The organism is Paraburkholderia sp. PAMB 6770, assembly GCF_057748135.1.
Genome location: NZ_CM173238.1, coordinates 2358151 through 2370150 on the forward strand (window position 1 = coordinate 2358151; position 12000 = coordinate 2370150).

13 protein-coding genes are annotated in these 12000 nt (G+C 65.1%); 6 read left to right on the forward strand and 7 right to left on the reverse strand.

The features are described from left to right. Window positions 1-6: 6 nt before the first annotated feature. Window positions 7-804 (reverse strand): 3-hydroxybutyrate dehydrogenase, encoded by a 798-nt coding sequence (locus AC3AP7_RS10665; protein WP_475763233.1) that lies wholly within the window; start codon window positions 802-804, stop codon window positions 7-9. A gap of 231 nt (window positions 805-1035) precedes the next feature. Here AC3AP7_RS10665 and AC3AP7_RS10670 point away from each other — a divergent pair, with 231 nt between their 5' ends. Beyond that, entirely contained in the window at window positions 1036-2007 is a 972-nt protein-coding gene (locus AC3AP7_RS10670; protein WP_475763231.1) for a potassium channel beta subunit family protein, read from the forward strand. A gap of 102 nt (window positions 2008-2109) precedes the next feature. Then, window positions 2110-2955 carry a 23S rRNA (adenine(2030)-N(6))-methyltransferase RlmJ gene (locus AC3AP7_RS10675; RefSeq protein WP_475763229.1) on the forward strand — a complete coding sequence of 282 codons (846 nt, stop codon included), beginning with the start codon at window positions 2110-2112 and terminating at the stop codon, window positions 2953-2955. A 52-nt stretch (window positions 2956-3007) separates the two neighbouring features. Here the strand turns inward: AC3AP7_RS10675 and AC3AP7_RS10680 are convergent, their stop codons facing one another. From AC3AP7_RS10680 to cueR, 3 genes are all read right to left on the reverse strand, one after another. Continuing rightward, complete coding sequence (locus tag AC3AP7_RS10680; protein ID WP_475763227.1) at window positions 3008-3391, reverse strand: hypothetical protein; 384 nt, start codon at window positions 3389-3391, stop codon at window positions 3008-3010. 211 nt (window positions 3392-3602) lie between these two features. Further along, complete coding sequence (locus tag AC3AP7_RS10685) at window positions 3603-3749, reverse strand: DUF3563 family protein (protein ID WP_475763225.1); 147 nt, start codon at window positions 3747-3749, stop codon at window positions 3603-3605. Window positions 3750-4031: 282 nt separating this feature from the next. Continuing rightward, window positions 4032-4454, reverse strand: a complete 423-nt coding sequence (gene cueR, locus AC3AP7_RS10690) for a Cu(I)-responsive transcriptional regulator (RefSeq protein WP_475763223.1) — start codon at window positions 4452-4454, stop codon at window positions 4032-4034. Between the two features lie 115 nt (window positions 4455-4569). Between cueR and AC3AP7_RS10695 the strand changes: the two genes are divergently transcribed. Together AC3AP7_RS10695 and AC3AP7_RS10700 are read left to right on the forward strand one after the other, a co-directional pair. Then, on the forward strand, window positions 4570-4773 hold the full coding sequence (locus AC3AP7_RS10695; protein WP_475763221.1) for a heavy-metal-associated domain-containing protein: 204 nt from the start codon (window positions 4570-4572) through the stop codon (window positions 4771-4773). Between the two features lie 11 nt (window positions 4774-4784). Further along, window positions 4785-5729: a dTDP-4-dehydrorhamnose reductase family protein gene (locus tag AC3AP7_RS10700; RefSeq protein ID WP_475763219.1), complete on the forward strand. Its 945-nt coding sequence runs from the start codon at window positions 4785-4787 to the stop codon at window positions 5727-5729. Window positions 5730-5781: 52 nt separating this feature from the next. Here the strand turns inward: AC3AP7_RS10700 and AC3AP7_RS10705 are convergent, their stop codons facing one another. The 3 genes from AC3AP7_RS10705 to imuA are packed head-to-tail and all read right to left on the reverse strand — an operon-like array spanning window position 5782 to window position 11047. Further along, entirely contained in the window at window positions 5782-8934 is a 3153-nt protein-coding gene (locus tag AC3AP7_RS10705) for an error-prone DNA polymerase (RefSeq protein WP_475763217.1), read from the reverse strand. A gap of 6 nt (window positions 8935-8940) precedes the next feature. Next, a complete protein-coding gene (locus AC3AP7_RS10710; RefSeq protein WP_475763215.1) occupies window positions 8941-10410 on the reverse strand; it encodes a Y-family DNA polymerase in 1470 nt (489 codons plus the stop codon). Then, on the reverse strand, window positions 10340-11047 hold the full coding sequence (gene imuA, locus AC3AP7_RS10715; protein WP_475763213.1) for a translesion DNA synthesis-associated protein ImuA: 708 nt from the start codon (window positions 11045-11047) through the stop codon (window positions 10340-10342). Before imuA ends, AC3AP7_RS10710 begins: the two co-directional genes overlap by 71 nt. A 197-nt stretch (window positions 11048-11244) precedes the next feature. On the opposite strand from imuA, the gene tnpA reads away from it, so the two are divergent. Then, on the forward strand, window positions 11245-11631 hold the full coding sequence (gene tnpA / locus AC3AP7_RS10720; protein ID WP_475763211.1) for an IS66-like element accessory protein TnpA: 387 nt from the start codon (window positions 11245-11247) through the stop codon (window positions 11629-11631). Continuing rightward, entirely contained in the window at window positions 11628-11966 is a 339-nt protein-coding gene (gene tnpB / locus AC3AP7_RS10725) for an IS66 family insertion sequence element accessory protein TnpB (protein ID WP_475763209.1), read from the forward strand. The genes tnpA and tnpB overlap by 4 nt, the downstream gene beginning before the upstream one ends. Window positions 11967-12000 lie beyond the last annotated feature (34 nt).

Sequence of the window (12000 nt, forward strand, 5' to 3'; positions counted from 1 at the left end):
GGCTCCTTACTGCATATACCAGCCGTGGCTCACGATGAACGATTGACCGGTCAAGGCCGCGCTCGGGAACGTGGACAGGAACAGCACGGTTTGCGCGACGTCTTCGACAGTGGTGAAAACGCCGTCCACGGTGCCCCCGAGCATCACGTTGCGGATCACCTGCTCCTCGCTGATGCCGAGCTCCTTTGCCTGCTCGGGAATCTGCTTGTCCACGAGCGGCGTGCGCACGAAGCCGGGGCACACGACATGCGAGCGGACGTTGTGCTTCGCGCCCTCCTTCGCCAGCACGCGCGCGAGACCAAGCAGTGCGTGCTTGGCAGCGACATAGGCCGACTTCAGCGGCGAGGCCTCGTGCGAATGCACCGAGCCCATGTAGATCACGATGCCGCCGCGATCGTCCTTGTACATGTGCTTCAGCGCCGCCTTGGTGGTAAGGAAGGCGCCGTCCACGTGGATCGCCTGCATCTTCTTCCAGTCCGAGAATGCGTAGTTTTCGATCGGATTGACGATCTGGATGCCGGCGTTCGAGATGAGAATGTCCACCGAGCCGAGTTCGGCCGCGACCTTGTCGATCCCCTGATTGACCGCTTCTTCGTTCGTGACGTCCATCGCCACGCCGAGCGCCTTGCCGCCCGCCTGACGGATCTCCTGCGCGACCGCATTCGCGCCGTCGAGGTTCAGGTCGGCGATCGCAACAGCGGCTCCCGCGGCCGACAGGGTCAGCGCGATCTGCTTGCCGATCCCGCTCGCGGCACCCGTGACGACCGCGACCTTGCCATTCAGATTGGTATTCTGCGACGACATTCAGCGCCTCCATACAGTTGATGAGCAATGAGACCATGGCGCGGCGGCAGTGCGAAACTATCCGGATGGCATAGGCCGTACGGACGAATGCTGCACTGCGGCCAACCCTGCTATTGTGCATGAACCGCGTGTCGTTCAGCGTGAAATCACACGCCGGCCAGGATCTCTTTACACTGTCTGTTTCACGCGCCGCCTGGCGCAGTCATTGCACCGAGTTGCAAGGAGAAACGCATGAATTATCGGAGACTGGGCCGTTCCGGCCTGCAGGTCAGCGAGCTGTCCATCGGCTCGTGGGTCACGTACGGCAATCAGGTGGATCGCCGCGCAGCCCGCGAGTCGCTTGCTGCAGCGCGTGATGCGGGCGTCAATTTCTTCGACAACGCGGAGGTTTATGCGGGCGGCGCGTCCGAGCAGATCATGGGCGAGGCACTCAAGGAACTGGCGTGGCCGCGCATCAGCTACGTCGTCTCGACCAAGTTCTTCTGGGGCCTGCAGGAGGCGCCGAACCAGTACCACACGCTGAACCGCAAATACCTGCTGAACGCGATCGACGGCTCGCTCGCACGCCTGCAACTCGATTACGTGGATCTCGTGTTCTGCCACCGGCCGGACCCGCATACGCCGGTCGAGGAAACGGTCTGGGCCATGAGCGACATCATCGCGCGCGGCAAGGCCCTCTACTGGGGCACATCCGAATGGAGTGCGGATGAAATCCGCGCGGCGTTCGAGATCGCGGAGCGGCACCACCTGCACAAGCCGGTCATGGAGCAGCCGCAGTACAACCTGTTTCATCGCAAACGTGTCGAGCAGGAGTACCGGCGCCTTTACGACGACATCGGCCTCGGCCTGACCACGTGGAGTCCGCTGGCATCGGGACTGCTGACCGGCAAATACCGCAGCGGCGTACCCGCCGACAGCCGCGCGCAACTGCAAGGCTACGACTGGCTGCGCAAGCAGTTGACCGACACGCACAGAAACGAGCTTGTCGCGAAGCTGGGCGCCATGGCCGACGAACTCGGCTGTACGGTCGCGCAACTGGCGATCGCGTGGATTCTGAAAAATCCGCATGTCAGCACCGTGATTACCGGCGCATCCCGCGTCTCGCAGATCGAGGAGAACATGAAAGCGAAGGACGTCGCCGCGAAGATCACGCCCGAAGTGAAGCAGAGGATCGAAGAGATCGTCGGCGACGCTTACGATTGAGCAGCACGTGGTGCGCGGTGGCGCGTCGCGTACAATACGCGGCCGCCCCGCGGCTGCCCGTCACCGGCGCCTCGCGCCCTCTCCGTTCTGTTTCGCCGAATCATGCTCAGTTACCGCCATGCCTTTCACGCCGGCAATCATGCCGACGTCCTGAAACACGCCGTCGTCGTGCAGTTGCTGCGCTACCTCGCCCAGAAGGACAAGCCGTACTGGTATGTCGACACGCACGCGGGCGCCGGCGTCTATGCGCTGAACGAAGGCTACGCAACCCGCACGGGCGAGTTCGAGACCGGCATCGGCAGACTCTGGGGACGCACCGACCTGCCCCCGCTGCTCGCCGACTACGTCGACGAAGTGGCAGCCCTCAATGCGGATGGTGAACTGCGTTTCTATCCCGGCTCACCGTATCTGGCCTGGCGCCTGATGCGCGAACAGGACCGCATGCGCCTGTTCGAATTGCACAGCACCGAAATCGAGGTGCTGCAGCACAATTTCCGCGACGCCGGCCGGCGTGCGATGCTGTACGCCGGCGACGGCTTCGACGGCATCAAGGCGCTGCTGCCGCCGCCCCCCCGCCGCGCGCTAACCCTGATCGACCCGTCATACGAGGACAAACGCGACTACAGCCGCACGCTGAACTGCGTTGAAGCATGCCTGCAGCGCTTTGCGACCGGAATGTATGCAGTCTGGTACCCGCAGGTCGCGCGTACCGAATCGCAGCGCTTTCCCGAGCAGTTGAAAAAGCTGCAGCCGGGCAACTGGCTGCATGTGTCGCTGACAGTCAGCGAGCCGCCCGCAGGCGGTCTGGGACTGTTCGGCAGCGGCATGTTCATCCTGAACCCGCCCTATACGCTGACGAACATGCTAAAGGTTGCCATGCCCTGGCTCGTCGAGGCGCTCGGCAACGACAAAGCCGCGCAATTCCGGCTCGAACACCGGATCGACTGAGCACGCCGTCCCGGCCGGCGGCAGGAAGGCGCTGGGCGCGCTGCGCGCAAACCTACTGCGGTGGCTGCACGGGGCGAACGGTCGGCTTCGTCCGCGCAGCGTTCGAACTACCGCCGTAGCCGGTATAGCCTCCGTTGCCGCCGGGCACCGCAATATAAGGCTCGACGACGATCGGCCCGGAGGACTCCGGAGCCAGCTCGACGGGTTTCGCGATCGGCCGGGCCTGCACGATCGGCGCATGCGAGAACGGCGCGGTCTGCAACACGATCCCGCCCTGACCGTCGTTGATGCCCTGCTGCGTGCCCAGCACTTCAGGCTGGCCCCCCGACGGGGCGGCAAAGGCGACGGTGAGCGGTATCGTCAGCAGGGCTGCGACGGCAATCCGCGTGATGGTGGTTGCGCGTTGCGACGAACGGGGTGAAAAGGCTGGGTGCATGAGCGGGCCGCGTCAGGATTGGAAGGCGGAACTGCGCAAATAACGCTTTACCTTACCGCGGTGGCAACGTTCAGGCTAGTCACATGGGGGTCTGCTCGACAGACAACGTAGGGCGACCGTCTGCCATCGGCGCGCAGAAACGACAAAGCCCCGCCAATGCGGGGCTTGCGCTTGACGGCCAGGCGGCCCGAGGCCGCCGCGACGCCGTTGCTTACAGCGAGTAGCCGTTCTTTTCGAGCGAACGGATGCGCTGTTCGAGCTGGACGATGTCCGTCGATGCGGCAAGGTATGCCTCGCGACGGCTACGCTCCGCGCCTTCGAACCAGTTACTCAGCTTTTCCAGAATGTATGCAAACATGATGTTCTCCAAGGATCAGGTGTGTGTCCCCGGTGGATGTCGCATCAGGGATTACCCTTATAAAGGGTTAACCCGCATTATAAGCGAATCAGATCGTTTGACCAGTGAAATGCCCGAATGATGTGCATTCTGTTTTGGAATGGTGCAGCAGCACACCGCAGGAAGGCCTCTGATTTTTATGGAATTAATGCCAGCCTTGGACACGATGAGCCGGCGAACCGCACCATTTTCGTGCACACGGACGCTGGACGCCGGGCGTTGGTGTCATGTGGCGGCCCTCGTCTACCCGGCCGCGCATTGCTCGCACGCCGGCGCATGCTCCGCGGCGAGACATTCGATGATCGGGCAATCGGGCCGCGCGTCGCCATGACAATGGGCGGCGAGGTGCGACAGCGTGTCGCGCATCTGGGTCAGCTCGGCAATCCGCCGGTCAAGGTCGGCCACATGCTGAAGGGCGATCGCCTTCACTTCGGCGCTCGCGCGCGAGCGATCCTGCCACAGCGCAAGCAGCCGGCGGATGTCGTCGACGAGAAAGCCGAGACGCCGCGCCTGGCGAATGAAGCGCAGAGAATGCACTTCCTGCTCGCCGTACACCCGGTAGCCGGCGCTCGTGCGCCCCTTTGCCGCCAGCAGGCCGACTTGCTCGTAGTAGCGGATCATCTTCGCCGTCACGCCCGACGCGCGGGCCGCTTCACCAATGTTCATCTGCGTTTCTCCACTCTGCCGGGCCATCGTACACCTTCCCACCGTGGGAAGGTCGACGGCGGCCCGGCATTCCAGCGGGCATCGCTCGCCCCCTTCATCTTTTCGAGGTAAATCCATGACGATCGAATTCCAGGTCACAGGCATGAGCTGCCAGCATTGCATCGCCGCCGTCACGAACGCCATCCGTGAGCATGATGCCGCCGCCCGCGTCGAGGTCGACCTCGCACACGGCCGCGTGAAAGTGGACTCCGCGCAGGCCGTCGACACGCTGAAAGCAGCGATCGGCGAAGCCGGTTACACGGTCGTCGCCACGCGTTGATACCAGCCTCCATGTTCAAGGTGGCGGTGATCGGCGCATCGGGGCTGCTGGGTCGCGCGCTCGTCGACGAACTGGCGCTGCAGGCAGGCTGGCACATCGTGACGACCGCCCTGCGGCGGGCCACTGCGCCAATGAAGACGCTCGACGTCCGCGACCCGGCGGCGCTCGAACAGTTCGTCGCGCGGGAAGCGCCCGACGCAATCGTGATCGCGGCCGCCGAGCGGCGCCCGGACATCTGCGAGCGCGACCCCGCGCTCGCCCGCGCGCTGAATGTCGATGCGGTGCGCACGCTCGCGGCGGCAGCCAACCGATGCGGCGCGTGGGTGCTGTCGATCTCGACGGACTACGTATTCGACGGCACGCATCCGCCCTATCGCACGGACGCCGTCCCGGCGCCGCTCAACGCGTACGGCCGCAGCAAGCTCGAAGGCGAGCAGGCGCTCGCGGAGACGGCGCACCTCGGCTGCGTGTTGCGCCTGCCGCTGCTGTATGGCCCGATCGCCGACTGGTCGGAATCGGCCGTAACCAGCCTCGTGCCGGCCATCGCAGCCTCGGCCGGGGCCGGACCCGATGCGAAGCCGGCCGTGATGGACGCATGGGCGATCCGCTACCCGACCTTCACGCCCGACGTGGCGCACGTGATCCGGCAGATGCTCGAATGCCACGCGCGCGGCGCAACGATCGGCGGCATCGCGCAGTGGTCCGGCGACGAGCCGATGACAAAACACGACATCGCGCTCCGGCTCGCGCACGCACTTCACCTCGATGCCCGGATCGTGCCGCAATACACGCCGGCGGACGCAACCCCGCGTCCTTATAACTGCCAGCTCGATGCCAGCCGGCTCGAGGCACTCGGCATTGGCCGCCGCACGCCCTTCGACACCGCGATCCGGCACGTGCTCGCACGCTTTCCGTGGCATGGCCCGAACGCCGCGCCCGTCGATGCGATGCCCTGAGTTGCCCCGATTGCGTTATCCCGACGGTGCGGCCCTGAGTTATCCGCGCCGTTCAGCAAAAATCCCGGCTGGTATGGCGCAGCCCCTCCAGCAGCGACGACAGATCGACAAGCCGCTGCGCCACCAGATGCCGCACCTCGCCCTCCCGCTGCCAGACTCCATACACCGCAAGCAGCGACGCGCCCAGCACCTCCTTGCGCTGCGCCTCGACCAGCGCCGGCCAGACGATCACGTTGACATGGCCGGTCTCGTCTTCGAGCGTCATGAAAAGCACGCCCTTCGCCGTGCCCGGCCGCTGCCGGACCGTGACGATCCCGCAGGCGCGAGCAAGCCGGCCGTCCGGATAGCCGTTCAGCGTCGCCGCCGGCAGCAGCCGGCTCGCAAGCAGTCTGGGGCGCAGCAGTTCGAGCGGATGACGGCCGAGCGTCAATCCCACCGACCGGTAATCCGCCACGACCTCACACGCCTCCGAAGGCGTGCCCAAGTCCGGCGTGTCGTCCTGCACCGCGGCGGGCGCCAGCATGTCCTTGTCCGGCACCGCGGCCACTGCCTGCCACAGCGCCGCGCGACGGTTGCCGGCGAGCGCGGCAAGCGCATTCGCGTCGGCAAGCACCTGCAGATCGTGCCGGCCCAGCTGCGCGCGGTGCGCGAGGTCGTGCACGCTCGCGAACGGACGCGCCGCACGCGCCTTCCCGATACGCTGCGCCGCATCCTCGTTCATCCCGCGCAGCCGCGACAAGCCGAGCCGCACGGCCGGGCGCGCCGCGCCAGCGCGCGACTCGAGCGTCGAATCCCAATCGCTGATCGTCACGTCGACCGGCAACACGACGACGCCATGCCGCCGCGCATCCTGCACGAGTTGCGACGGCGAATAAAAGCCCATTGGCTGGCTATTGAGCATCGCGGCCAGAAAGGCCTCCGGCTCGTGGCATTTCAGCCAGCTGCTCGTGTATACGAGCAGCGCAAAGCTCGCCGCGTGGCTCTCAGGAAAACCGTACTCGCCGAACCCCTTGATCTGCTCGAAAATCGCCTCGGCGAACTCGCGCGCATAGCCGCGCTCGAGCATGCCGTTGACAATCCGGTCGTAGTATTTTTCGAGGCCGCCCTTGCGCTTCCAGGCCGCCATTGCGCGGCGCAACTGGTCGGCTTCGCCGGGCGTGAAGCCGGCGGCGCACATCGCCACCTGCATCACCTGCTCCTGGAAAATCGGCACGCCGTACGTACGCTCCAGTGCGGCCCGCAAGGCGTCGCTCGGGTAAGTGACCGGCTCGATCTCCTGACGGCGCTGCAGATACGGATGGACCGCGCCACCCTGGATCGGCCCCGGGCGCACGATCGCAACCTCGATCACGAGATCGTAGAAATTGCGCGGACGCAGGCGCGGCAGCATCGACATCTGCGCTCGCGACTCGATCTGGAACACGCCGATCGTGTCGGCACGGCAGATCATGTCGTATGTCGGGCCGTCGCCATCGGGGATATCCTGCATGCTGAAGTGTTCGCCACGCCGCGCCGAAACCAGATCGAGCGTGCGCCGGATCGCCGACAGCATGCCGAGCGCAAGCACATCGACCTTCAGCAAACCTAACGATTCAAGGTCGTTCTTGTCCCACTGGATCACCGAGCGCTCCGGCATGGCCGCGTTTTCCACCGGCACGAGCCGCGTCAGCTTGCCGCGACTGATCACGAAGCCGCCCGAATGCTGCGACAGATGGCGTGGAAAATTCAGCAGTTGCGACGCGAGCTTCGCCCATGTCTGGATCAGCGGCGCCTGCGGATCGAGTCCGACCTCCGCGAAACGCTCCAGCAGATCGTCATGGTTATCGAACCAGTGATACGACTTCGCGACCCTGTCGATAATCTGCGCGTCGATCCCCAGCGCCTTGCCCGTTTCGCGCAACGCGCCGCGCGGGCGATAGGTCGACACCGCGGCAGCGAGGGCTGCGCGCTCGTGTCCGTACTTGCGATAGATGTACTGGATGACCTCCTCGCGCCGCTGATGCTCGAAATCGACATCGATATCCGGCGGCTCGCCCCGCTCCTTCGACAGAAAGCGTTCGAACAGCATGTTGCTGCGGATCGGATCCACCGCGGTGATCTCGAGGCAGTAGCACACCACGGAGTTGGCCGCCGAACCGCGCCCCTGGCACAGGATGCCCTGACTGCGCGCATACCGGACGATATCGTAGACCGTCAGGAAATACGGCTCGTAGCCAAGATCCTCAATCAGCGCAAGCTCGTGTTCAAGCTGCGTGCGCACCTGAACCGGGATGCCGGCGGCAAAGCGCTGCTGCGCACCGCGCCAGGTTTCCTGACGCAAGTAGGCGCCTGGCGTATAGCCCCGCGGCACGAGTTCATCGGGATACTCGTATTTCAGATCGTTCCCGAGCGAAAACGTACAGCGGTTCAGCACGTTGATCGTCTCGCGCAACGCCTGCTCCGGGTACAGGTTGGCGATGCGCAGCCGCGAGCGCAGATGCTGCTCGGCATTCGGCGCGAGCGCATAGCCGCACGCCTGGACCGGCTGGCCGATACGGATCGCCGTCATCGTGTCCTGCAGCGGTTTGCGCGAGCGCACGTGCATCACGACATGGCCGAGTGCGACGACCGGTACCTGCATCTGCCCGGCGGCATGCTCGATCGCACCGCGGTGAATATCGTCCATCGCGCGCTGTAGCTGGACCAGCCCGACCCAGGCGCGCCCCGGAAAAGTGGCATTGAGCCATTCGAGCTGCGACGCCAGCCTGTCTTCGCGCGCGGGAAAATCCGGCACGAGGATCGCGAGACAATCGGGCGCGCCACGCAGATGCGCGTGCGCGCGTTCGGGCCGCGACAGGTCTTGCGGCGTCAGCCGGTATTCGCCTTTCGGCATGCGGGTGCGCGCCAGCGTGATCAGCTCCGACAGATTGCCGTATCCCTCGCGATTCTGTGCGAGCAGGATCAATCCGAACGCAGGCGAACCGTCGGCATGGCGCAACTGGAAGTACGAACCGACGACGAGCGGCAGCGTTGCCTCCTGCGCGGCGACGTACGCGCGCACGATGCCGGCGAGCGAGCACTCGTCAGTGATCGCGAGCCCGGCATAACCGAGCTGGGCGGCACGGTCGGCCAGCTCTTCCGCATGCGACGCACCATGCAGAAACGTGAAGTTGGACAAACAGAACAGCTCGGCATAGGCCGGCACGAGGGTGGAGGTCATGTCCATCGCCCGTCATCCGAACAGGCCGTGCAAAAACCAGCGCGGTGCGTTTTCGGCATCGCGGCTGCTGACACGCTCACGGTAAATCCAGTAGTAGCTGCGGTCGTCCGCCTGCGCGACGAAATAATCGCGCGTGACCAACTGGCCGTCGAACCAGCCGGCCTCGATCCGCTCGGCCGGCGATACGACGCGCAGCGACGAGCCGTAGAACGGTCGATCGTCCCGCATCAGCAGACGCAACGGTTCGGCCAGCATCCAGGTCGGCCGCGGCAGGGTCTGCGGCAGGCCGTCGGCTTTCACCGCCTGGTGTACCGGCACCCAGCGGTTTGCGACCTCCGGCCGGTGATCCGCGAGGGGCGCCGGGCGCAGCACGTTCTCCTCGCCCAGACGGGCAATCAGCAGTTCGAGCAAACGCGCGTGATCTTGCGGCGAGGCGCCGGGCTGCGGAAACAGCGTCTGCGTTGCGGGCTCCGCGGGTGCGAAGCGCACCGCATCGAGCCGCAACGCGAGTGCCGGTGCGGGCAACGCGAGCCGGTGCAGCCGCTCGGTCAGAAGACGCAGCAGGTGTGCTTCTCGCCAGGTCGGATCGGCGAGCGCGATATCAAGCGTCGTAGGCGGCAGCGCCGCGCGGCCGCGCTCGTGTTCGATCGACAGCGTGAACGCCGATACGGCCAGCTGCTTCGCACACAGCCAGCCGCATAGCTGCACGAGCAGCCGGTGCGCGGCGAAGAGGGCGTGGCTTGCGTCCTCGATCCGGTCCGGCAACTCGACACGTGCCGAAAAAAACGGCGGCAATTCGAACCAGTCGAAGAGCTCCGGGGCAGTGCCGAATGCGCGATCCAGCGAGTCGAGCAATGTTTCGCCGCAACGCCGCAGCAGCCCCGCTCGCGGCAAGCGTCGCAGATCGGCAAGGGTGTCGCAGCCCAGTCCCGCGAACCAGTCGGCAAACGGACGGCATGCCGCGATTGCCTGCAGCGGCAACGGCGACAGCACGCGTTCGAGCGACGCGAACTGCAGGACCCGCCGGGCCCGCTGCGTTGCCAGCAGCGCGGCGCCGTACCCGGTCGGGGCAACGCCGATACGGGCGCTCAGACCGAGCGTGCCGAGCAGCGCCCTTGCCTGCCTGCACAGCGACAGCATGCCACCGAAAAGCCGCAGGCTCGCGCCGACTTCGACAACGATCGTGGCTTCGTCGAGTAATGCGAGATCGGGAGAAAACCTCATCAGCGATATCGCGACTTCACGCTGCACCGCGCATTCGCGCGCCATTTCGCGTTCGTACAGCATGGTCTGCGGCGAAAGCGTCACGACTCCGCCGCGCTTCATGCCGGGACTGACGCCGGCTGCGCGCGCCGCATCATCCGCGACGAGCACCGTGTCCCGCTCGAGCACGGCACTGCCGCACGCGGGCTCAGGCGACCACTTCGGCCGAAAGACCTCGATGCACAACCGTGGCAGATGAACGGCGAGAAAGACGCGCATGGCGGGAAAACAGAATGGGGGTGGGTTGAAGAGCAATCGACACAGATTCCGTACGCAGGGGGCCTCGCCGTTTCACGATGTCGACGCTCAAGCCTTCGTCGGTCGGTCGCAATATCAGCCTCAGCATGGCCGGCGATGCCTGCTGCGCCGTCTCGATCGGCCGGATCATCACGAACAGCGTTCCGGATGCCTGGGCGGCCAGATGCAGACGTCTCAGCGATGAGGCATGCGCGTGGTGTGCCCACAGCATCAGTGCGCCGCAACTGCCCGCACGCAGAATCTGCGTTGCGGACCAGAGGGCATCGGTAAATTTTGGTGTCCTGATCAGTAGCAGGCGATCAAGCGGTAATCCGATATGGCTGAGCCCCAGGGCGTCGGGCAGATGAGGGGGCTGTACCAGTGCAATCGGACGATCCGCAAGCCTGCCGAGCGCGGGCCGCAGGAGACGCATCTCGCCGCTCCCCGCCTGGCGGATCATCAGATCAATCAACACGCCGACCGGCCAGCCGCCGCCGGGCAACTCGGCCGATAGCGCCGGGTAGCCGGTATCCACGATATCGCCCTGTCCCTGAGCGAGTTGGGATGCTCGCCAGAGCGATGGATGAATGTCTTCAGCGCTGCTAGCCGGAGTGGGCATGAGGTGTAGGGAAATACTGTATATATATACAGCATCCTACACGGAAATTTTCCCATGCGATCCAGCACTTTTAATATGCCAGCGTGGGGATTTTTGACGGAAGGGAAAGATGGACAGTAAGCGTCCGGCCAAGTCACCTTGAATGCCGCTCAAGCACTTGCGAGTATCGCGTCCACTAAGAGCAAATAAGTGGACACGTGAACACTATCGAAGAACGCGCTCCGACGGAGCGCCGTCGCCGGCGACGCTACAGCGAACAGTTCAAGGCCGAAGTGGTAGCCGCCTGCCAGGCCACGGGCGTTTCGGTCTCAGCGGTCGCGCTGGAGCATGGGCTCAACGCGAACCTGCTGCGACGCTGGATTGATCAGGCCGAAGGCAGATTGCCGCGTGGAATGCCGGGGCGCCCGTCAGAAGTGCAGCCGTTACCGTCGCCGACGTTTGTTCCAGTCGCGCTGGAGCAGCGGAGTGTGCGCCCCGCAGAGATCCGGATCGAAGTGCATCGCGGCAACCAGTCGGTCACAGTGAGCTGGCCGGTCTCGGAGGCAACGCAATGCGCGGCCTGGCTGCGCGAGTGGCTGAGGTGATCCAGGTCGACGAGATCTGGCTGGCTGTTGAACCGCTGGACATGCGTGCGGGTTTCGATACGGCACTGGCGCGCGTGGTCAAGGTGTTCGGCGCTGCACATCCTCACCACGCGTACCTGTTCGCCAATCGCCGCGCCAACCGCGTGAAGGTTCTGATTCACGACGGTTTCGGCATCTGGCTGGCCGCCCGGCGCCTGAATCAAGGTCAGTTCAGCTGGCCACCTGTCGGCAGCGAGCCGAAGCAGCACACCCTCACGCACGAACAGCTCGCGGCGCTTGTGCTGGGCCTGCCGTGGCAACGCGTCGGACCGGACAGCGTGATCCGGATCGTCTGATGGCGGCGTAAACTGTTTCGCTTCTCCGGGTTGC